The organism is Mucilaginibacter sp. (assembly GCF_041663085.1).
GTDB lineage: Bacteria > Bacteroidota > Bacteroidia > Sphingobacteriales > Sphingobacteriaceae > Mucilaginibacter.
The window spans coordinates 21461-44879 of the sequence record NZ_JBAZRC010000008.1; the positions used below are offsets into that span (position 1 = coordinate 21461).

Consider the following 23419-nt stretch of genomic DNA (forward strand, 5'->3'; position numbering starts at 1 on the left):
CAAAAATCAAAAAATATAAATAACTGTATATTAAATAATTAATTGAAAAATGTAAAGAGATACTTTAGATAGGTTGATGAAAGTTAAAAGCCAATAGTCTGATTATAAGGATGTTCCGTTTGTTCCGTTTTGTCTTATTCAAAATGGAACAAACAAATATTAATCTGCAACCGGGAGTGTAATAGTGAATGTGCTGCCCTCGCCTTCTACGCTGTTAACACTTATTTTACCATCGTGGTTTTCTAAAATATCTTTAACAATACTTAAACCTATACCGGTAGATTGCTCGCCTTTTAACCCGGTGCGCCCCACGCCCGAGAAGCGCTCAAACAGTTTTGGGATCAGATCTTGCGGGATGCCTAAACCGCGATCTTTTACAGCTATAATGATATTGCTGTTTTCACGCTTAAGGTGCACTTCAACATTATCCGTATCCTTACTGAATTTAAGCGCGTTACTGATCAGGTTATCCATCACCCTCGGGAATTTCTCGTGATTTATCATCGCGTAAACTGCTTTAACATCACTTATAAATACCACATTGCTATGTTGTATCTTCCAGGTTGTTACAATATCCTGCAGGCATTTATTAAGTTCGGTGCGGGTGGTATCAAACGCGTTCATATTATCGTTACGCGCGGCATCCAGCAAATCATCTATAATGGTACGTGCCTTCACGCACGATTCTCGCATCATTGTCAGGTTTTCCTGTGTATCTTCATCAATATCCTCCAGTTCCATCATCATTGCTAATGATTCCACGGCGGCAATAGGGTTACGCAGATCATGCGCTACGGTGCCTAAAACCTGGTTTTTAAAATTGTTGGCTTTCTCAATTTCCTGGTTCTTCTGGCGAATCTCTACTATCTGCCCATAGTAACTGGCTTTGTACGAGAAAAAATATCTTGATGTTAAGTAAAAACCTGCAAGCAAAATGGCCGATATCATTTGGTTGTGCGTCATTTCGGTAGCGCCAACCTGAGCGTGAAAAAGCATCATGGTAAACAACATCTCGATACCAATCAGCAACACGATGGTTTCATGATACTCAAATACAAACATTACGCTTACAATACTCAGGGCTATGAGGTAAAGCGTTAATGCGTTACTCGGGTCGGATGTGGATATAAAGCTGGAGTACATGCCACAGCAAATGATGTAGAGGGCAAATACAAAAACAAACAAAGCCATTTCGGCAGTCGCCCGTTTGGTTTTACGCATGCGCAAAATCAGTAAGTGGCTAAACAGGTAAAAAAAAGGAGTTACTGCAATAAATATCCAGTTGATAAAGTTAAACTCAGGAAAATTCTGTGCCTTGGTTAAACTCTCGGGGAAAACATGATAAAGGATGCGGATAACTATACTTAAGGTAAGGAAAATAAAACTGGCTGTACGTACCCCTTGTAAATTCTGGTAGGTATAATAGTTACGGTAAGCCGTACTATATTTGGGGGATAGCTTTGTAAAAAAATGCGTTTCCAAATTGTTTTTTGTGTAAGGGGACTCCAAAAATATAAATTTTCGGCAATAAATCTTATAACTCCTATAAGTTGTAGATGGCAAAATTAGTGTTCTTATTGACAAAATGTCTGTTCATTTTTAAATTGAATGCCATATGTTCATTATTTGCAAAGTGGCAATTGTTTTGAGGGTAATTGAGTACTATGAATTTTAACAACTTTACCATAAAAGCCCAGGAAGCTGTACAAAAGGCATCCGAAATTGCAACAGGTAACCAGCAGCAAGCTATAGAAACCGCGCATTTACTGAAAGGTTTATTACTGGTTGACGAGAATGTTATAACCTACCTGTTGAAAAAACTAAACGTTAACCTAAACAGGTTAAACGATACGCTTGATGCGCAGATAAAATCGTTCCCCAAAGTGAGTGGGAGCGATGTGTACCTGTCATCGGGCACTAACAGTGCATTGCAAAAAGCTACAGCTTACTTAAAGGAATTTAAGGACGAGTTTGTATCTGTAGAGCACATTTTGTTAGGCATACTTGCCGGCAGCGATGCCACCGCAAGCGTTTTAAAAGATGCTGGCGTTAACGAGAAAGACCTTAAAAAGGCCATCACCAGTTTACGCGGCGATAGCAAGGTAACCGATCAAAACGCTGAAGCTACCTACAACGCATTAAATAAATACGCCCGTAACCTGAATGAGTACGCCGAAAGCGGCAAGCTCGACCCGGTTATAGGCCGTGATGAAGAGATACGTCGCGTGATACAGATCCTATCGCGCCGTACTAAAAACAACCCTATACTGGTGGGCGAGCCCGGTGTTGGTAAAACCGCCATTGCCGAAGGTATTGCTTTCCGGATCATCAAAGGCGATGTGCCCGAAAGCCTGAAAACCAAAACTGTTTACTCGCTTGATATGGGCGCGCTGATTGCCGGTGCCAAATACAAAGGCGAGTTTGAAGAACGCCTGAAGGCAGTTATAAAAGAAGTTATCCAAAGCGATGGTGAGATAGTATTGTTTATTGACGAGATACACACGCTTGTTGGTGCAGGTGGCGGCGAAGGTGCGATGGATGCAGCAAACATCCTGAAACCAGCCCTTGCACGTGGCGAGTTAAGGGCCATTGGCGCAACTACCTTAAATGAGTACCAGAAATATGTGGAAAAGGATAAAGCGTTAGAACGCCGTTTCCAGAAGGTGATGGTTGATGAGCCAGATACTGCCGATGCTATTTCTATTCTGCGTGGATTAAAAGAACGTTATGAAGCCCACCATAAAGTGCGGATCAAAGACGAGGCTATTATTGCCGCGGTAGAAATGTCGCAGCGCTATATATCCGACAGGTTTTTGCCCGATAAAGCTATCGATCTGATGGACGAGGCCGCCTCAAAATTACGTTTAGAGATGGATTCGGTACCCGAGGCTGTTGATGAGCTGGAGCGCCGCATTATGCAGCTGGAGATTGAGCGCGAAGCCATAAAACGCGAAAAAGACGACCGCAAGGTAAGCGAGCTGAGCGAAGAAATTGCCAATCTGTCTGCCGACCGCGATTCGTTACGTGCCAAGTGGCAGGGCGAAAAAGATATTGTAGATGGCATCAACCAAAAGGTTGAGCAAATTGAAAATTATAAGCTGGAAGCCGAACAGGCCGAACGGGCCGGTGATTACGGTAAAGTAGCCGAATTACGCTACGGTACCATCGTTGAAGCACAGCAGGAGGTTGACAAACTGAAAGCCGCTTTAGCCGAAAATCAGGACGACAGCCGTATGCTGAAAGAGGAAGTTACTGCCGACGATATTGCCGGTGTTGTAAGCCGCTGGACAGGCATCCCGGTTAGTAAAATGATACAGAGCGAGCGCGAAAAATTGCTGAGCCTTGAAGCCGAGTTGCATAAACGTGTGGCCGGGCAGGAGGAAGCTATAGAAGCCATCAGCGATGCTATACGCCGTAGCCGTGCCGGTTTGCAGGATAAACGTAAGCCTATCGGCTCGTTTATATTCCTGGGGACTACCGGCGTTGGTAAAACCGAGCTGGCCAAAGCCCTTGCCGAATACCTGTTCAATGACGAAAACTCATTGGTTCGTATAGACATGAGCGAGTACCAGGAACGCCATTCGGTATCAAGGCTGATAGGTGCGCCTCCGGGATACGTAGGTTATGATGAAGGCGGTCAGTTGACCGAGGCCGTACGCCGTAAACCATATAGCGTAGTATTGTTGGATGAGATTGAGAAAGCCCACCCGGATGTGTTTAACATTCTGTTGCAGGTATTGGATGACGGCCATTTAACTGATAATAAAGGCCGTGTGGTGAACTTTAAGAATACCATCATTATCATGACATCTAATATCGGCTCAAACATCATACAGGAGAACTTTGCTGAACTGGAAGATAATAACCGCGAGGAAGTTATAGCTAAAACCAAGAATGAACTTTTCACCTTGCTGCGTGCTACCATTAGGCCCGAGTTTTTGAACAGGATAGATGAGATCATTATGTTTACCCCGCTAAGCAGGGACGAGATAACGGATATCGTAAAACTGCAGTTCAAACAGGTGCAGCAAACCCTGGCCGAAATGGGAGTAACCATCGAAGCATCAGAAGAAGCTTTGGATTGGCTGGCACAATTGGGTTACGACCCGCAGTTTGGTGCAAGACCACTGAAACGTGTGATACAAAAGAAAATACTGAATGAGTTATCAAAACAAATACTGGCCGGTAAGGTGGATAGGGATAGTAAGATAAAGCTGGATATGTTTGATAATAACTTTGTGTTTATGAATGCAGGTGAGTGATTTGATGAGTAAGACGCATTCATGCAATAGGGCTGCCTTTGGGCGGCTCTTGTTGTTTATAAGAAAAGGCAAGCCTATTTGGCTTGCCTTTTAAGATTTTTATTGAAATCCGCTAGCTGCAAACTGTTTTACTGTCCGCTCGTTTCAAAACCCCAGTCTTTACCTTTATCAACTGCAGGTACGCCCTTATCCAGCCATACAGGCATTGGTGCGCCCTTTAAAAAGTGGTTAAAGAACTGCGCTTCGCGGATGCTGATATCCTTCTTGTTCTGGCGTTTTACCAAATTATGGGCCTCATCATTATATTGCAGCAGCCAAACGGGTTTGCCCAGCCTGCGCAGTGCTGTAAACATTTCAATACCCTGGTACCACGGCACTGCACCGTCGGCATCATTACTCATAATAACTACCGGGGTTTTTACCTTTGGCAACTGAAACAGGGGCGAGTTTTCGATATACAAATTGGGTTTATCCCACAAACTGACACCGATACGGCTTTGCGTTTTTTCATACTGAAACTGCCTGTTTGCACCGCTTTCCCAACGGATGCCACCATAGGCCGAGGTCATGTTGGCAACAGGTGCGCCGGCCCATGCAGCGGCGTACATATTGGTTTGGGTTATGAGGTAAGCCACCTGGTAACCGCCCCAACTTTGGCCTTGTATGCCTACATGCTGGCCATCAACCCATGGGTTTTTCTTTAAAGCCTCTACCCCCGAGTTTACAAACTCAACCGCCGATGCACCCGGATGACCTGTTTCATAGCTGATATCTGGTGCGAAAACCAAATATCCGTTACTCACAAACCATGAGATTGGCAGGCGTGATGGCGTTGGTGCAGGAGGAAGGTAGTTGTATAAACCATCTGATAGTTTCTCATAAAAATAGGCTATCATCGGGTACTTTTTGGCCGGATCAAAATCTTCAGGTTTGTATAAGATCCCCTTTGATTTGTAGCCTTTGGGTGTCGTCCATTGCACCAGTTCGGCAGTACCCCAGTTGTATTGTGATTGCTGTGGGTTAATGGCGCTTAGTTTTGTTTCCTGTAGCAGATCGGCTGATACATACAGATCGGGAGATTGCGTGTAACTGTATTTGGTGTAAATAAACTCATTGGCGTTTTTGGCCTTCTGCAAACCACTATAACCCATTGGTGCCATTACAACCTTTTTAGGGGCGTAATCGCTGTTTAACTCTTTTTTATAATAGCCCCATTGCTTATTCTCGTCGTTCTGGGCAATCATCCACAACATTTTTTTTGATGGGATGAATTTCTCCTCAGGGTCGTTACTATTATAGCGGAACTCGATTTTATACCTGCGGCCCACACCATTGGTAAAACAGGTGGCGTGACCGGTTGCTGGGTCAATGGCCCAAATGTCATATCGGTCGTAGATCAGTACGTGTTTGTCGCTCTCTTCCCAGGCACTTAAGCCATATGGTGACGGGTCGTCAGGCACATCATTGTCTTCGGCACCCAGTTTTACACCAAGCCTGTTGGTGATATTTATTTTTTTACCCGTGGCTATGCTGTAGCTGTGCCAGTTCTGATCTTTGGAATCAAACCAAACTACGTAATTCCCCCCTGGCGATATACTGTAGCGGGCTTTCAGTCGGTCGTTTATGCGCAGGCGTTCGCCGGTTTTAGTATTGATGAGATAAGCAGCTTGTTGCGAGCCACCTTCCCATTGCGCCTGTACGCGTGCGCCGGTATCGGTTAAACCCAAAACAAATGGCGCATCGTTATTATCAGATATCATTATCTCTCGGATAGCTTTATCACCCAACTGCACAAGTTTGTGAGTGCCATCAGCCGGGCGGATAACCGCCTGGTAACTGCGTTTTAACTCGCGCTGCAGGTTTTTTAATTGCTGTGGCTGCAGGTAGTCGTCTTTATAGTTCCAGATATCTACACGGGCATTCTCAAAATCAACCAGGGTAGTATCGGCAGGTTTTGGGATTGGCGCTGTACCAAAGAACAGGTTGTTACCGCTTTTGCTGAAAAATACTTTACTGTCGCCGCTTACCGCCCAGTTTACCGGCATACCTGCCGATGTTGGTTCGGCAATAACAATAGCACTATCATTTGCAGTGGTGTAGTAATAAAGTTTAAACGGTTTTACTAAGGCTTTTTCAGGGTTCTTTTCGGCGGTAAAGGCAAGCTGTTTGCCGGCATCATCAAAAGTTAGGTTTTTATAATTGCCACGGCCCGTGCTTACGGTTTTCAATGTGTCTTTTTCTACATCATAAATAAACAGGCCCGATACCACGTTTTTGTTTTTCTTGGGGGCAGTTACCGAAAAGGCCAGCCATTTACCGTTTTTGGTAAGCTGGTAATCGCTTACATACCTAAAGCTGCGGGTTTTGCCTTTTAACAGTTGGTTTACTGTTAATTCAGCACCTTCTTTAACGGATGGGGCAATGGTGGTTGCAATAGCTTTTTTCGAAGTATCAGATGCTTCAGGTTTTTTAACCGTATCGGCAGGAGATAGGTAAGCTATAACAGTAGCTTTATCGGCTATTTTAAATGAGCGTATAGCCGGTATTTTGGTTATCGTATTTTTGCCTAAAGTAATGATCCCCAGTGTATCTTTAGGGAATTCAGATTGCTTTTTCTTTTTGATCTTGGCCTGGCGCACATCTTTATAAAACGGCCTTATTAAAAACACAGCGTATTTAGAGTCGGGTGTAAAGCGTGCGGTATCTGCCCGCGGGATATTAACCAGGTTTTTACCGTTAGCGCCTGTTATTACCAAATTAGCATCACCCTCTTGTGGTTTTATAGCGTAAACTATCCATTTACCATCGTTGCTGATGCGCTCGCCGGCTATACTTTGCCATCCGTCGTAAACAGATTGATCCAACGGTTTTTTTGATGTTTTTTGTGCGGATGCATAAAAACAGAACAGTAGAAATATGGGCAGTAAATTTTTTTTCATATCGAAGCGGATGGTAATCAGCCCTAATATCTCAAATTTTAATGCTTTGGCAGTTAATGAAATGAAAAAGTTACAAGTTGGCCGATGTTAATTTATGGTTGGCCGCCATTATATTAAATAACCGGTTAAAAAATGCTTTTATTTTATCCGTTATAGATTGATGAGATACTGTTGGTTGCTGCAGTATATTCTGCATATCATTATCATCGTTAAGAGGGGCTTTGCCTTCCATTTCTTCCAAAACAAACTGGCGAACCCCAGCATCACGGTTGATGATCTCATCCATTTCGGTAAGGTCTTTTAAAGTTGCCTGCCCGTTGCTGCGTTTTTTCCAAAGCACTTCAAACCTCTCTTGAGATAGGGTGCGCCTGATAATATACCGATTGTCTTTTTTCATGACACTGCTATTGACCTAACATACCTCAAATCAGATGCCATGGTTTTAATTATCTGATTGTTAATTATTTAAATTGTTTTAATGGTTTTTGTTGGTCGGTTTTAATACAAGTAGTGTACGGAAGCGTGCAGTTAAACAATAAAGCCGAAAGTTATGCTTCCGGCTTTATTATTAGTATGTTTTAATGTATCGCTCGCAATATCCTGTTCCAGCGTACCTTATTCAATGTGCTTTGTGTGCTATCAATACTCATCCAGGTGATCATCGCTTTACCTACAATATGGTCTTCGGGTACAAAGCCCCAAAAGCGCGAATCTTCCGAGTTGTGACGGTTATCGCCCATCATCCAGTAGTAGTTCATTTTAAAAGTATAGGTATCTGCTTTTTTACCGTTGATGATAACAGCAGCACCATCACGGGTAACCTTGTTATGTTCGTAAACTTCTATCGAGCGGCCATATAAAGCCATGGTAGAGTCGTTCAAAGGAATAGTAGTACCTCTTTTCGGTATCAGCAAAGGGCCAAAGTTATCTTCGTTCCATTTAAACTTCTCGTTATGCGGGAAAATCTGCGGGCTGTATTCGCCTTTTGGCTCAATAACTTCTTTTATCGATTTGATATTTGAGTAACCTTTAAACTCATTATAACTATCCGGCGGGATGATCATTTCATAGGTAGTAGGGTTGTATTGGTAACGCAGGTCTATTTTTAGATTATGGATCATCTCTGAATTGAGATCTTTGCCATCGGTAGTAACAACGTATGAAGTTTGGCCTTTTGGCGCGTTAGCATAGTATTTACCATTTGCATAAACTTTACCGTCTTTTATCTCAATAATATCGCCGGGGGTGCCTACGCAGCGTTTAATAAAGTGTGTGCGCATATCAACCGGGCGGTTAACCGTTTCAGCAGGATAGTTAAATACAACCGGGTCGCCCTTTTTTACTTCGCCTAAACCGGGCAGCCTGAAATAGGGTAGCTGTATGGCATCCCAGTACGTTTTGATCTTGGCACCGGTAACGGTCGATTCCAGGAAGGGGATAGAGACAGGTGTCATGGGCATACGTGCACCATAAGCCATTTTACTCACAAACAAGTAATCGCCGGTAAGCAGGCTGCCTTCCATTGAAGCGGAAGGGATAGCGTATGCCGAGAATAGTAAACCACGGATAATAGTTGATGCAATTACTGCAAATAAAATAGCATCTACCCATTCACGCATAACGCTCTTTTTTGGTTTGTTAGTGTCTTTTTTTCGGCGTGATAAAAACTTCCAGTTCATGGTTATTGTGGTTTATGTTTAACTGTACGTTGATATTAGACTGCCACTGCGCTCATTTGTTACATAAGATTCCCATTTCATTATTGCACTCGTTTTTACCGATAATCCCTCTTTGACCGCAATTGAAAAGCTTTGTCCGATATCGGACAAATTTCAATTATCTAAATTATATAATAATCTGTATTTCAATATTTTAAGTTTGGTATAGCTCTTGCAAAACCCTTGGCAAATTTGATCACAATAATACAATGGACAAGGTAATTGAAGAAGAAGTAACGGCGCGTAAAAAGAAGAGTGCCATCATCATAGCAACAGTAATAATTGTTGTGTTAGCAGGGGCTGTATTGTTGCTGCGCGCATCATTAAAATCAACCATCAGTAAAGCCAACATCACCACTGCTGTGGTTGAAAAAGGCAGTGTTGAAAATACGTTAAATGCTACCGGCGAGGTTTTGCCCGAGTTTGAAGAGATCCTGACCAGCCCTATTAATGCATCCATAAAAAAAGTGCTGATGGATGCAGGCAACAAGGTAAAAGAAGGCCAATCTATACTTACGCTTGATAAATCGGCCACGCAAACGGAGTTCGAGAGATTGAACTTTCAGCTGCAAAGCAAACGTAACGAGATCAGCAAGCTTAAGCTGGACCTGAGTAAAAGCTTTTTCGATATCCGCTCCAATAACGATATCAAACAACTACGCATCAGCAACCTGGCCGATGCGGTTGAAAACGCCAAACGCCTTTTCAAAGCAGGCGGCGGTACCCGCGAAGGTATTGAGCAGGCTGAACTTAACCTGAAAGTTGCTCAACTGGAAAAAAAGCAACTGGAAAACGAGATAAAAAGCAAGCAGCAAACCATGCAAATTGAGATAAAAGAAGCTGAGATAGCCCTTGCTATACAGCAGAATGACCTGCATGAATTGCAACGTAAACTAAATCTGGCCAACATCATCGCTACACGCGGTGGGGTGGTTACCTGGATAAACAAAAACATAGGTGCCACAGTGCGCGAAGGCGAATCACTTGCCCGCATTGCCGATCTGGGCAGCTTTAAGGTAAACGGCAGCATATCTGATAACTACATGGATCAGTTGCGTAATGGCATGCCGGTTATAATCCGCATCAACGAACAACAAATGAAGGGCCATGTGGCCAACGTATATCCATCTGTACAGAACAGTATTGTAACGTTTGATGTGCAACTGGACGAGCGCAACAATAAACTACTGCGCCCAAACATGAAAGTGGATGTGTTTTTAGTGACAGATCTGCATAATAGCGTAATGCGTGTAGCTAACGGCCCGGCATTTAAAGGTGCCGATGTGCAGGAAATATTTGTAATAAACGGCGGCAAAGCCGAAAAAAGAAGGGTACACATCGGCCTTACCAATTTTGATTTTGTAGAGATAAAAGACGGCATAAAACCCGGCGACGCGGTGATAACATCAGACATGAGCGAGTTTAAAAATTCAACCGAACTCACCATCAAAAACTAATACAATGAAATACCTATACCTTATCATATTACTATTCATCAGCACCACTGCTTTTTGCCGCAGTGGTGCCGATACCCTGCGGCTTAGTTTGCAGCAGGTGGTAGAGATGGCCAAAAAGAACTCTATAGCTGCCAAACAAGCCACTACTGTGCGCGAAACCAAATACTGGCAATGGCGTACATTTAAATCAAACTATCAGCCGCAGCTATCATTAACAGGTGTTTTGCCGGGTTACAGCAAAACCTACACACAGGTATTGCAGCCAAACGGTACCATATTATTTCAGCCGATACATAATGATAACTCATCCTTACAACTGGATTTTAGCCAGGGCATTACCGCAACGGGTGGTACTATTTACGGCACCACCCAAATGCAGCGTTTTTACGATTTCGACAGGGATAATGTGCTTTACAATGGTGTGCCTTACGCTATAGGGTATAGTCAGCCGCTGTTTCAGTTTAACGCATTGCGCTGGGATAAAAAGATTGAGCCGTTAAAGTTTAACGAAAGTAAACAAGCTTATATCGAATCGCAGGAGCAGATAGCTTATACCGTGAGCGGGTACTTCTTCGATCTGCTTTTGGCGCAGGTGAACCTGCAAATAGCCGAAACCAATTATAACAATACCCAAAAGATCTTAAAAATAGCCAAGTTGAAGTTCGACCTGGGTAAAGTATCAAAAAATGAAATATTACAGCTGCAACTGGAGCAATTGAACGCCCAAAAGGCTGTAGGTACTGCCAAGCGTGATATGGAAATAGCCACATTAACCCTGCGCAGTTATACCGGCATGGAAAGCGATGATAAGATAGCATTAATGCTTCCCGGCTCGTCAATTAACATGACTGTATCAGCCCAAAAGGTGCTGGCGGAGGCGTTTGATAATAGGTCGGACGCGATAGGTTTTATCCGCCGAATTGCCGAGGCAAAAAGGGATGTGGCCAAGGCAAAGGGGCAAAGCGGCCTGGTAGCTACATTAACCGCAAACCTGGGTTTCTCTAACAGCTCTCCTAAAATTTTGGATGTTTATAAATCGCCGCAAAACCAGCAGTTGCTGCAATTGCAATTTTCTATTCCGGTGTTGGATTGGGGCCGCTCCAAATCGCGTGTAAAAACGGCGCTGGCTAATGAGCAGTTTACCGAGTACGCGGTTGAGCAGGATAAGCAAACTTTTAAGCAGCAGATAGTAACACAGGTAACGCTGTTTAATATGATGAAAGATCAACTGGTGTTTACCGCTCAGGCAGATAGTATCGCGTCGGAAAAATACCAGATAGCCCGCGAACGCTATGTGTTAGGCGACCTGAGCATCACCGACCTGAGCATCGCCTTTGAAGAGAACGACCGCGCCAAACGTGATTATGTTGCTGCCCTACGCGATTTCTGGGGTGCTTACTACCAGCTGCGCTACCTGTCGCTTTACGACTTTGAGAAAAATCAAAAAATAACTTATAAATAAAAACTCTAAATTAATCACATGATAAAATTACAAAACATTCAAAAAGTATATCGTACAGATACTATTGAAACACTGGCACTTAATGGTATAAACCTTGATGTAGCCAAAGGCGAATTTTTATCTATAATGGGCCCTTCGGGTTGCGGCAAAAGCACACTGCTAAACATTATGGGCCTGCTTGATGAACCTTCTAAAGGTAGCATCAGCATAGCAGAACAAACCACCAACCGCTTTAACGATAAGCAACTGGCTAAATTCCGTAACCAAAAGCTGGGCTTTATATTTCAGAGCTACCACCTGATAGGCGACCTACAGGTGATAGATAATGTAGAGCTGCCATTATTATATCGCGATACCACAGCTAAAGAGCGCAGGCGTTTAGCCACCGAAGCGCTGGAAAAGGTAGGGTTGAGCAACCGCTTAAAGCATTTCCCGAAACAATTGTCAGGAGGGCAACGCCAGCGTGTGGCTATAGCACGCGCCATTGTAGGTAACCCCGAAATTATACTAGCCGATGAGCCTACCGGTAACCTGGATAGCGCAATGGGGAACGAGATAATGGACATACTATTGCAACTTAACCGAAATGACGGTACCACCATCGTAATGGTTACGCACGACGAAAACATGGCGCAAAAAACCCATCGTTTGGTGAGGTTATTTGATGGGTCGCAGGTTCAATAATTCATCAGCCTAAACAGAAAAGATCATGTTAAAAAATTACTTCAAAATAGCCATAGCGGTGCTAAAGCGCAGAAAGTTCTTCACTTTCATTAGTTTGTTTGGCATCAGTTTTACCCTTACTGTATTAATGGTACTCACCGCTTTTATTGACAGGGTTGGCAATTCAAACTATCCCGATAAAAAACGCGACCGATCATTATACATCCTTAACATGGAAATGACCGGTTCGAAAAATGGCGCTATGACCAAAGGGCCGCACTCTTTTTACTTTTTAGAGCATTATGCTAAAAGTTTAAAAACGCCTGTTAAAGTAGCCATATCGTCAATGTTTGATTTTTCGAGCGCATATGTAAACAATAAAAAAGTACCTATCAGCATGAAATTTACCAATGCTGATTACTGGGATGTTTTAGATTACGACTTTTTGGAAGGCAAACCTTTTGGTAAACAGCAAATAGATAACGCCGAAAGAGTTGCCGTAATTTCTGAGGACACCAAAAATGCTTACTTCGGCGATGCGCCATCTGTGGTGGGTAAATATATAGAGGTTGATAATATAAAATACAGGGTTAGCGGTGTTGTAAAAAACGTGCCTATTACGCAATTAACTATGTATGGAGATATGTACCTGCCATACACCGTATCAAAAAACAATTACACAAAAGACAAAGGTCTTAACGGTAATTTCTCGGGCATACTGCTTGCAAAATCTGCCGATGACCTGCCTAAAATGCAAAAGGAATATTCAGACATGGTATCGCGCATAAAAATTCCCGATAAGGAGTTTGACCACCTGTATAGCTTTGCCGATACATACTTCACAAGTTTAATAAGGATAATTCTTGGAAATGGCCCCGAATCGGGCATCTCCAAAATGATCATTGGCTTTAGCATATTTGTTTTCCTTTTTATGCTGCTGCCAACAATTAACCTGGTTAATATAAATATTACCCGTATTATGGAGCGCTCATCAGAGATCGGTGTACGCAAGGCCTTTGGCGCATCGTCGCAAACATTGGTTTACCAGTTTATTGTCGAGAATATCATTTTAACCCTGTTAGGAGGGCTGATAGGCGTGGTGCTTTCTGTAGTAGTTATGCAGATAATTAATAGCTCGGGGCTTATAGCCAATCTTAATCTTAGCCTTAATTACATGGTGCTTTTTTGCAGCTTGCTGGCTTGTTTGGTATTTGGGTTATTATCCGGCGTGTACCCGGCCTGGCGTATGTCGCGGTTAAACGTAGTTAACGCCTTAAAGGCATAATACATTAATTAACATTTAAATAAAATATTATGATTAAGCATTTGTTTAAGCTGATCTGGAATAAAAAGAAGCAAAATTTTTACTCATTACGGAGATATTAGTATCCTTCATGGTAATATTTGCGGTGTTTACTTTGGTAGTAAATTACTATCAGCATTATAAACAGCCCATGGGGTTTGAGTATGACCGTGTATGGGTTATCAATTACCAAAGCGACGTTAAAATCAAGGATAAAGATTCATTAGATGTATATTATAAAACTATATTGAGCAATATTAAGGGCATGCCGCAGGTGCAGGAAGCAAGTTTTGCCAGCTCAAACGTACCATTCTCGGCCAATACGCATATGAACAATGTGGATTATAAGAAAATACATGTTAACCGGGTTAATTATTACACCGCAGGTGATACTTATGATAAGGTTTTAAATATGAAGGTAACCGAAGGCCGCTGGTTTGGTAAACAAGACGATGCCGCGACAGTTAAACCAACAATTATAAACCATACTTTACGGCAGCAGCTTTTTGGTAGTGGCAAAGCCCTTGGCGAAAAGGTGGGCGGCAATGACAGTAAAAGGGTTATTGTAGGGGTAGTAGAGGATGTAAAAGCTAAAGGCGATTACCAGGAGGCCGGGGTTGCCATGTATGAACGTATAGATACATCATCAAACGATGGCAGGGGAAGGATTTTGGTAAAAGTAAATGCCAATGCCGATGCTGCTTTTGAAAGCCGCCTGTATAAACTAATGGCTAGCAACCCTAATAATTCAGGTATTGAGATAGAACACCTTACAGATAAGCGTAAAACCATTAACAACACTACGCTTATACCCATGATGATTTTACTTATTGTAGCCTGTTTCCTGATCATTAATGTGGCTTTAGGTTTATTTGGTGTGCTTTGGTACAATATAAATAAACGCAAAGGCGAAATAGGTTTACGCCGGGCAATTGGCGCCAGCGGTGATTCGGTGTCATGGCAACTGGTAACAGAATCTATAATACTGGCTACGCTGGCGCTTTTTATCGGGATATTTTTCGCGGTGCAGTTTCCGCTGTTAAACGTTTTTGACTTGCCTGCAAGTGTTTATCTGATGGCAATACTTTTATCGGTTATGTTTATTTATCTGCTGGTGTTGATATGCTCATTATATCCCGGCAAACAGGCTTCGGCAATTTTACCGGCAATTGCTTTACATGAAGAATAATACTTTAATTTTGACTGTATGATATTGGTTATTGATGATGATATTGCTGTACGTACCTCGCTGCTTTTGCTGCTTAAAAGCCAAAAGTACGAGGTGACGGGAGCCGAAACTCCGGCTGAAGCTTTAAAGATCATAAAAAGCAACACGCCACAACTTATCATTCTCGACCTTAACTTTTCTATCAGTACATCCGGCGAAGAGGGTATGGTTTTGCTGGCACAGATTAAGAAGCTGGAGCCAACCGTCCCGGTTATCCTGATAACAGGTTGGGGGAGCATTAATCTGGCTGTACAGGGCATGAAAATAGGCGCTAACGATTTTATCAATAAACCATGGGATAACGGGCACCTGCTGCAATCTGTAAAAACACTGATAGACCTGCAGGAGCAAAAAGAAGTAAGCCTTACCCGTAAGCAGCTTGATAAAGAGTATAACTTTCAGCACATTATTGGCGAAGACCCACAGATGCTGCAAATATTGGAAACCATAGGCCGTGTTGCCGGTACCGATGCCTCTATACTGATCATGGGCGAAAGCGGTACCGGTAAAGAGCTGATAGCCGAGGCTGTGCATCAGAATAGCCTACGCACTAATAAACCTTTTATAAAGGTGAATTTGGGCGGTATCTCTACCTCGCTGTTTGAGAGTGAGATGTTTGGCCACATCCGCGGGGCATTTACTGACGCGCGTTTTGACAGGGCCGGGCGATTCGAGCTGGCCAACAAGGGTACTATATTTTTAGATGAAATTGGCGATCTTGATGCCGGCAGCCAGGTAAAACTGTTACGGGTATTGCAAGACAGGACTTACGAGGTTTTAGGCAGCAGCCGCACCAAAACAGTTGATGTACGCATTGTTTGCGCTACCAACAAAAACCTCAACCAGATGGTAAGCAGCAGCACTTTTCGTGAGGATCTGCTATACCGTATCAACCTGATAACCATTACCCTGCCAGCCCTTCGCGACAGGCCGGGTGATATACCACTATTGGTAAACTTCTTTATCAATAACCTGAAACAGATCTATAACCGGCCACAGCTTACGGTATCAAAAGCGGCGATGAAATGGTTGCAGCAACTGCCGCTGCCGGGTAACATCCGGCAGTTAAAAAACCTGGTAGAGCGCTCTATATTGGTTAGCAAAGGCAACGAACTGGATATTGATGATTTTAAATCGCAGTTAGAGCAGTCGCCCATAAAACAGGGCAATGCCAAAGTTCCGGCGGTTGGCAGTATCACGCTGGAGGAAATGGAAATTGAGATGATAAAAAAAACGATGCTTTATCATAAAAATAAGGTTGCCAAAGCGGCAATTGCACTAGGGCTTACCCGCAGCGCCCTGTACCGGCGATTAGATAAGTTTGAGATACCCTATGATGAAGCTGAGGACTAAATACATCCTGTTTGTAACCATACTGCATCTGCTCACCCTTGGGCTTACCTTCTTTATTTTTAATGAGAAAAGGGTGTATTTTATTGCATCAGAGATATTCATCATTATATCCCTGGTTATTGCCATAAGGCTTTACGGACAGCTTATACGCCCTATAAAAATGCTTTTACAAGGCATTGAAGCCCTGAAAGACCGCGATTTTAATGTTAAATTTTTGCCTACAGGTAAGCATGAGGTAGACCAACTCATCAACGTATATAACCAAATGATAGACCAGTTAAGAACCGAGCGTACCCAGCAGGAAGAACAGCATTTTTTCCTGGAGAAGCTCATTTATACTTCGCCAACGGGGATTATTATTATGGATCATGACGAACTGGTGCAGCAGATAAACCCTAAAGCTTTGCAGATATTGGGCATGGATGAAAAGGAACTTATCGGTAACAACATCAAGGAACTACAGCACCCGCTTTTTGAACATGCCAAGGTGTTAAAAGTCGGCGAGACCATCACCGTTAAACTTAGCGGTATTACCACCTACAAGCTGCAAAAATCGCATTTTATCGACAGGGGCTTTCAACGCGATTTTATTATGATCGAGGAACTTACCACAGAGATACTCGCTGCCGAAAAAAATACCTACGGCAAGGTTATCCGTATGATGGCACATGAGGTGAATAATACGGTTGGACCGGTAAACTCCATCATTCAATCTACCCTTAAAAGCGATGAGCTTTGGCATAACCAAACCGATAACCAGTTAAACAATGCCCTACAGGTGGCTTTCGACCGGAACCAAAACCTGAACCATTTTATGCGCAATTTTGCCGACCTTGTGAAACTGCCCGAAGCCAATAAAAAACAAATTGATTTGAATCAATTACTTGATTCTATAGTCCAGCTGATGCAGGTAAAGGCGCAAGACAATAATATTAATTTGGTCTATCAATCGCCATTGCAGCCGTTTTATATTACAGCTGATGTGCAGCAGATGGAACAGGCGCTCATCAACATCGTAAAAAACGCCATCGAATCTATCGGAAACAATGGCGTTATTGAATTTAAGGTAGATACTAAAAAACGGCAGTTGATGATTTTAGATAACGGTAAAGGCATCAGCACCGAGCAAAACTTACAGCTTTTCACACCGTTTTACAGCACCAAAAAAGATGGGCAGGGTATAGGCCTTACTTTAGTGCGCGAGATAATGCTAAACCACGGCTACGAGTTTTCGTTGAAGACCATAGCACAAAAACAAACCGCCTTTACCATCAGCTTTTAGCGCATCGCCGCAAGCATAACAATACTCATACCTATCATTAAAGCATCTTCAATAATGGTAACGGTACTCATGGGCAGATTGAAAACCGCGCCCAGGCACGCACATTGTATTTTTCGTTTATTCAAGACGCTTTGCAGTACGCCGATAATGCTGATGCTCATTACTACAAGCGTTACCACATTGGTAAGTAACGGGTTAAAACCAACCGCGAACGCCAGCCCTAAAGCCAGTTCTACAAAAACATAGATATACCCCCAAGCTTTAAACTTTTTGGCTACAATATCATACATGCTATAGCTATCTGCAAAGCCATTTATATCGAGCATTTTAAAGAAGGAGAACACCAGGAAAAAGCCGCTCATAAATATGCGCATGCCGGTCATCCACCCTAAACCTGCTGTAACCGAAATTAAAACAGCTACAAGCGATACATATCCAAATATCAGCAATACAGGTTTGTAGGTTTCCCAAAACGAGCGTTTGTCTTCTTCTTCATCCATACTGAATGCAGAGACAGGTGCATGATGCCGGTGCATTTCAGAGAGTGCGTATTTTGGATACGGTGCTAAAACAGCCTGAAGCGTTTGTGTATCTACATGGTGGCTCATGGTAATATCGGCTTTGCTGTTAGCCAGATCAATATCTACAGCGGTTACGCCCGGTATGTTTGATAATAAGCTTTGTACCTTTGCCTGGCAACCGGTGCACGTCATGCCGGTAATGTTATATGAATGTGTCATAGTTTTAATTTTATAACACAAATGTACAGCCGATGACAGGGTGAGATGTTACGTAATTACGTGATTGGTTTATAACATTTACAGGTCCTCTATATTGTGGCGCTTATTCTCTTTTAACGACCGGTAAAAGGTAGGGGTTAGGCCTGTTTGCTTCTTAAATTGCGATGAGAGGTAGGCAACACTGCTATAACCAAGTTGGTTGGCAATTTGCGATAAGGTCAGTTCATCATACATCATCAGTTCTTTTACCTTTTCTATTTTCTGGGCGATGAGGTATTTCTCTATAGTGCTGCCTTCAACTTCCGAAAACAGGTTACTGAGGTAACCATAATCGTAGTTTAATTGGCCGGAGAGATAATCGGACAGGTTGAGATTATTCTGTTCTTCGCTATAATGGATAAGGTTAACAATTGCCGTTTTTATCTGCTCAATAATACGGCTTTTACGGTCGTCAATAATCTCGAAACCTAATAATTTAAGATTATCGTTTAGTTGCTGTATCGCGTTTTTATCCGGTTCGCCTGTTACTTCAACCTCACCCAATTCTACAGAAGTGGGCTGCATGCCCGCTTTTTCAAGTTCGGCCTTAACCATCATTTTGCAGCGGCTGCAAACCATATTTTTTATGTAGAATTTCATACAGCTAATTTAGTAATAACAGATCAACTAGCGGTAAGGGATGGTATTTTGACAAATAGTTACTTAAATTTACATACCAAATAAATCTAGATTATGGCAACTCAAGTATTATCTGCAGAGCAGATAGCATCATATCATCGTGATGGTTATATCGTGATCAAGGGGTTTTGCTCGGCTGCAGAAACAGACAGGTTGTACACAACCGCATTGAATGACGATGCGATGCGCAAAAATGCCCTCGACCTGAACGACCAAAGCGGTAAAAAAACGCGCCTTTCATTATGGTTTACACCCGGTAATGATGTTTTTGGTTATTTAACGCGCAGCGAAAAGATGATAACTCGTGTTAGTCAGTTATTAGATGGCGATGCACCCGTTTGTCATTTTCACTCCAAATTGATGCAAAAAGAGCCAAAAGTTGGCGGTGCGTGGGAGTGGCACCAGGACTACGGTTACTGGTATAAAAACCAGTTTATGTTTCCTGATCAGTTAATGAGTGTAATGGTGGCGCTGACAAAAGCCAATAAAGAGAACGGCTGCCTGCAGGTGATAAAAGGGTCGCATAAACTGGGTAGGGTTAACCATGGTTTTTCGGGCGAGCAGGTTGGCGCGGATATGACGATGGTAAACAACGCCCTGCAAACTATGGAACTGGTGTATTGTGAACTGGAGCCCGGCGACGCCCTATTCTTTCATAGTAATCTGCTGCACCGGTCGGAAGCTAATTTATCCGATGGGCCTCGCTGGTCTATCATTTCATGCTATTCGCTGCAAAGCAACCTGGCGTATAACGAAACATCAACCTCGTGGAAAACGCCTGTAGCTATTGTGCCAGATGAAGCTATTTTTAACTGGGATGCAGGTTCATTATCAAATAATGATTTCCTGGCCAAAGAGAATGACCCGGCACTAAAAGAAACAGGGTGGGAGAAGTAGAGCCTTGCTATTTGCTTTTGCGCTTTTTAGCCGGCTTGGCAATTTTGTTATATGCAAGCGAAGTGTCTACCCAATAAGCAAAATCTTTATGGTTTCGCAGGGCGTCTTCCTCAACATAAACGTAACCTTTCATGGTTCGACTGCCCATGGTCATGGTGCTGGCACCGTTCTTTTCTAATGCGTTTTCAAACTCATCAGGGCCAACACGGCAAAGCAGGTCGGCATTGCGTACGCATATACACAGCTTATCATCAACCATAAAGCACAAGCCGCCAAACATAGCTTTTTCGGTAACATTTGAGGCGTCAATGAATGCTTCGCGTATACGGTTTGCCTGTTTTTCGTCGTATCCCATGTTAATTACTCTACAGTTATCTCATCCGCAAATATGTACGATGGGCTACCCTTGCTTTCATGCCATTCGGGTAATGCCCCAAATTGTTTGGCAACAACTTTAATATACCTTGTTTTTTTATTGACGGGGGCCGTGTATTGCTGTGTTTGCGGGGTAAGGTCTTTTACATCTATCTTGCTGTTTACCGTTGCAGCAAGTTTGTAGTTTTTGCCGTCGTCAGACAACCAAAATTCAACCGACCCTGGAAAAACTATCCATGAGCGGGTATCCTGTAAGGTGCCTATGCTTACCTGCTTAACTGATTTTACCTGCTCCAGATCCAGTATCGCTACCAGATCATTACTCTGATAGCCTTGCCAGTTGCCCAGGCGCCAGTTGGCTGCTCCGTGTATGCCGTTTATCAGCGTTTCATCGCCCTGCGCAGAATAGTTAGACAGGTATTTGTGAACCAGGGTAAGCTTAATATCACCGCGTATTTTAGTGAAGGTAGCCTCATCAACAAAGCTACTTTTACCAGCTCTTATTGCAATGGCCTTAACGGTGGTGTTTACCATAATGTTGATGGGCTTGCTATATTCTGTTGATGCTGCTGTAGGGGTGCTGCCATCCAGTGTGTAATAAACCTTGGCGGCGCTGTCGGCGCAGGCTATCTCTACACTGATGGATTGTTTAAAGGTTTTGGTTCCCGATGTAATGTATGGGTTAGGTACGATCAACTCATCGGTTATGGCCGATGTTGGTTTTTCCAGATCCTGTATAAATAATTTATTGACCAATCTGCCGGTGTACACTTCAAATTCGCCGCCCTTTGCAACATCCTCATACTTCAGGTACAATTTGCTATAAGGCTTTTTATCAAGGTTCATACCCTGCAGGTAAAAATTACCACGGCTTACCGTAGCCCCTGGATTACTGATAATGAATTTTTTTCCATTCTCCATATTGATGGTGATCTTCTCAAACTGCGGTACCCCAACCTGATATTGCTGCTGCCCTGGTGCTATATTGTAAATGCCCAAACAGCTCATTACATACCATGCCGACATCTGCCCGCAATCCTCATTGCCCGAAAGGCCATCAGGCTGGGCGCTGTATTGCTCGCGCAGTATTTTACTTACGTAATACTGCGTTTTATCGGGCGAGTTGGTAAAGTTATACAGGTATGCTATATGATGGCTTGGCTCATTACCATGCGCGTATTGGCCAATCAGGCCGGTAACATCATCCTGCTGGCGGCCGCTTAATTTGGCATTGGTGCTAAATAATTCATCGAGTTTCGCTTCGAAATTTACTTTACCGCCCAGGCTTTTGATCAGGCCTTCTACATCCTGCGGTACCAAAAAGCTATACTGCCAGGCATTGCCTTCGGTATAATTGTTGTTTATTTCGGTAGGCTCAAAAGGGGTGTACCAGCCGCCGTTATCCCGGGCTTGCATAAATCCGTTTTGATTATTATGTACGTTTTTCCAATACTGGGCACGCTGAATGTATTCTTTATAATCCTGTGGCTTGTTTAGCATTTTGGCCATTTGGGCAATGCACCAGTCGTCAATAGCATAATCAAGCGTTTTTGCAACCGATTCGTGTTCTACATCAGCGTTAACGGCACCCGTAGCCCTGTAATTATCTAGCCCAAACTGGTGGCGGTTAACAGCAGCCTTCATGGCTGTAAAGGCTTCCTCAGCATCAAACCCTCGTATACCTTTTGCATATGCATCAACAATAACCGGGATGGAGTGGTTACCCACCATACAATAAGTTTCGGTAGTAGCCAGTGGCCATATCGGTAATAAACCGCCTTGTTCGTAAACAGCTAAAAAGGTTTTAATAAAATCGAGCGTTCGTTTACGGTCGATGATATTTAGTAGCGGGTTTTCTGCACGGTAAGTATCCCACAAAGAAAACGCGGTATAATATGTAAAGCCGTTTGCTGTATGGATCTTTTGATCCATGCCACGGTACTGGCCATCCACATCACTATAAGTACTTGGCGCAACCATGCAATGGTATAAGGCAGTGTAAAACATTACCTGTTTTTGTTTGGCGTAATCGGGTACTTCTTCCTTTTTACCCTTAGCCGCGGGCCTTGTTGTGCCATAAGGGTTGTATACCGAATTTGCCTCACGCTGTTGCGTAACATTTGGTGCACCGCCCTCAACCTGTATTTTTGAAAGCTCTTCGTTCCAAGCCAGTTTGGTCGCTTTTACAACTTTTTTAAAGTCGAAGTCGGGCATTTCGGCATCCAGATTTTTTAAGGCACCTTCAGCACTAACGGATGATATAGCAACCTTTGATATAACTGTTCCCGGATCCTCAAACTGGATATACATTTTTATGTTTTTTCCCTGCAGTTTGTTTTTCCCCTGTTGCACCTGGTCGTCTGAGGCAATACCGTAAGATTTAAATGGTTTTGAGAATTTGGCATAAAAATACAAATGCTGATCGGTAGCCCATGATTTAGAACGACGGAACCCGCGGATCTCGTGGTCGTTCACTACTTCAATCCAGCTATCCAACACCTCATCACGGTGTTGCAGATCGATAATAACATTGCCTTGCGGTGCATTCTTGTAATCGTATTTATGTACGCCAACCCGGGTTGTGGCGGTAAGTTCTACACCGATGTTGTATTTATCGAGCAGGGTGCTATAGTAACCGGGGGAAGCGGTTTCATTTGCTTTTTTAAAGCCTGAGCGGTATTCGGTATTCTTTAATTGCGGTTCGCCGGTGGTTGGCATAAATAGCACGTCGCAAAAGTCGGCGATACCTGTTCCGCTCAAGTGGGTATGCGAGAAGCCATACACCACGCTATCTGTATAATGATAACCCGAAACACCGTCCCAGCCCTCTAAACGGGTATCCGGGCTTAACTGCACCATGCCGAAAGGGGCAACCGCGCCAGGGTAAGTATGGCCGTGGCCACCTGTACCTATAAAGGGGTTTACAAATTGTGTAACGTCTTTCTTTTTCTTTTGGGCCGATGCGCTAAGTGTAATAAACAGGGCCAATACAATTGCAGCACCACGAACTATAGATCTCATTTAAAAAACTTTTAGGAAGGCGCAAAATAGCAAGATTTATT

The 23419-nt window shown here is 43.2% G+C and carries 17 protein-coding genes; 9 read left to right on the forward strand and 8 right to left on the reverse strand.

The genetic code is table 11. The features are described 5' to 3' along the window. Positions 1 to 159 precede the first annotated feature (159 nt). Positions 160 to 1482: an ATP-binding protein gene (locus tag WC615_RS03865; RefSeq protein ID WP_372976821.1), complete on the reverse strand. Its 1323-nt coding sequence runs from the start codon at positions 1480 to 1482 to the stop codon at positions 160 to 162. A gap of 182 nt (positions 1483 to 1664) precedes the next feature. Between WC615_RS03865 and clpB the strand changes: the two genes are divergently transcribed. After that, the gene (gene clpB, locus WC615_RS03870) at positions 1665 to 4262 is read left to right on the forward strand and encodes an ATP-dependent chaperone ClpB (protein ID WP_372976822.1); all 2598 of its coding nucleotides are present in this window, start codon (positions 1665 to 1667) and stop codon (positions 4260 to 4262) included. 128 nt (positions 4263 to 4390) lie between these two features. Here the strand turns inward: clpB and WC615_RS03875 are convergent, their stop codons facing one another. From WC615_RS03875 to lepB, 3 genes are all read right to left on the reverse strand, one after another. Then, the gene (locus tag WC615_RS03875; protein WP_372976823.1) at positions 4391 to 7201 is read right to left on the reverse strand and encodes a prolyl oligopeptidase family serine peptidase; all 2811 of its coding nucleotides are present in this window, start codon (positions 7199 to 7201) and stop codon (positions 4391 to 4393) included. 70 nt (positions 7202 to 7271) lie between these two features. Next, the gene (locus tag WC615_RS03880) at positions 7272 to 7598 is read right to left on the reverse strand and encodes a hypothetical protein (protein WP_372976824.1); all 327 of its coding nucleotides are present in this window, start codon (positions 7596 to 7598) and stop codon (positions 7272 to 7274) included. A gap of 181 nt (positions 7599 to 7779) precedes the next feature. Beyond that, positions 7780 to 8880 carry a signal peptidase I gene (gene lepB, locus WC615_RS03885; protein ID WP_372976825.1) on the reverse strand — a complete coding sequence of 367 codons (1101 nt, stop codon included), beginning with the start codon at positions 8878 to 8880 and terminating at the stop codon, positions 7780 to 7782. 248 nt (positions 8881 to 9128) lie between these two features. Here lepB and WC615_RS03890 point away from each other — a divergent pair, with 248 nt between their 5' ends. The 7 genes from WC615_RS03890 to WC615_RS03920 all read left to right on the forward strand — a co-directional run bounded on the left by WC615_RS03890 (position 9129) and on the right by WC615_RS03920 (position 17667). Further along, positions 9129 to 10376 (forward strand): efflux RND transporter periplasmic adaptor subunit, encoded by a 1248-nt coding sequence (locus tag WC615_RS03890; protein ID WP_372976826.1) that lies wholly within the window; start codon positions 9129 to 9131, stop codon positions 10374 to 10376. 4 nt (positions 10377 to 10380) lie between these two features. Continuing rightward, on the forward strand, positions 10381 to 11838 hold the full coding sequence (locus tag WC615_RS03895; protein WP_372976827.1) for a TolC family protein: 1458 nt from the start codon (positions 10381 to 10383) through the stop codon (positions 11836 to 11838). Positions 11839 to 11856: 18 nt separating this feature from the next. Further along, the gene (locus WC615_RS03900) at positions 11857 to 12522 is read left to right on the forward strand and encodes an ABC transporter ATP-binding protein (RefSeq protein ID WP_372976828.1); all 666 of its coding nucleotides are present in this window, start codon (positions 11857 to 11859) and stop codon (positions 12520 to 12522) included. Between the two features lie 25 nt (positions 12523 to 12547). Next, positions 12548 to 13786 carry an ABC transporter permease gene (locus WC615_RS03905; protein WP_372976829.1) on the forward strand — a complete coding sequence of 413 codons (1239 nt, stop codon included), beginning with the start codon at positions 12548 to 12550 and terminating at the stop codon, positions 13784 to 13786. 94 nt (positions 13787 to 13880) lie between these two features. Beyond that, positions 13881 to 14993: an ABC transporter permease gene (locus tag WC615_RS03910; RefSeq protein ID WP_372976853.1), complete on the forward strand. Its 1113-nt coding sequence runs from the start codon at positions 13881 to 13883 to the stop codon at positions 14991 to 14993. Positions 14994 to 15011: 18 nt separating this feature from the next. Continuing rightward, the gene (locus WC615_RS03915) at positions 15012 to 16385 is read left to right on the forward strand and encodes a sigma-54-dependent transcriptional regulator (RefSeq protein ID WP_372976830.1); all 1374 of its coding nucleotides are present in this window, start codon (positions 15012 to 15014) and stop codon (positions 16383 to 16385) included. Beyond that, positions 16366 to 17667 carry a PAS domain-containing sensor histidine kinase gene (locus tag WC615_RS03920; RefSeq protein ID WP_372976831.1) on the forward strand — a complete coding sequence of 434 codons (1302 nt, stop codon included), beginning with the start codon at positions 16366 to 16368 and terminating at the stop codon, positions 17665 to 17667. Before WC615_RS03915 ends, WC615_RS03920 begins: the two co-directional genes overlap by 20 nt. On the opposite strand, the gene WC615_RS03925 is transcribed toward WC615_RS03920, so the two are convergent. Together WC615_RS03925 and WC615_RS03930 are read right to left on the reverse strand one after the other, a co-directional pair. Further along, a complete protein-coding gene (locus WC615_RS03925; RefSeq protein WP_372976832.1) occupies positions 17664 to 18407 on the reverse strand; it encodes a heavy-metal-associated domain-containing protein in 744 nt (247 codons plus the stop codon). The two genes, WC615_RS03920 and WC615_RS03925, sit on opposite strands and share 4 nt — an antisense overlap. A 78-nt stretch (positions 18408 to 18485) precedes the next feature. Beyond that, positions 18486 to 19046: an AraC family transcriptional regulator gene (locus WC615_RS03930; RefSeq protein WP_372976833.1), complete on the reverse strand. Its 561-nt coding sequence runs from the start codon at positions 19044 to 19046 to the stop codon at positions 18486 to 18488. A 93-nt stretch (positions 19047 to 19139) separates the two neighbouring features. Here WC615_RS03930 and WC615_RS03935 point away from each other — a divergent pair, with 93 nt between their 5' ends. Then, positions 19140 to 19982: a phytanoyl-CoA dioxygenase family protein gene (locus tag WC615_RS03935; protein WP_372976834.1), complete on the forward strand. Its 843-nt coding sequence runs from the start codon at positions 19140 to 19142 to the stop codon at positions 19980 to 19982. Between the two features lie 7 nt (positions 19983 to 19989). On the opposite strand, the gene WC615_RS03940 is transcribed toward WC615_RS03935, so the two are convergent. Both WC615_RS03940 and WC615_RS03945 read right to left on the reverse strand, forming a co-directional pair. Continuing rightward, positions 19990 to 20337, reverse strand: a complete 348-nt coding sequence (locus WC615_RS03940) for a TfoX/Sxy family protein (RefSeq protein ID WP_372976835.1) — start codon at positions 20335 to 20337, stop codon at positions 19990 to 19992. A 5-nt stretch (positions 20338 to 20342) separates the two neighbouring features. Next, positions 20343 to 23378, reverse strand: a complete 3036-nt coding sequence (locus WC615_RS03945) for a GH92 family glycosyl hydrolase (RefSeq protein WP_372976836.1) — start codon at positions 23376 to 23378, stop codon at positions 20343 to 20345. Positions 23379 to 23419 lie beyond the last annotated feature (41 nt).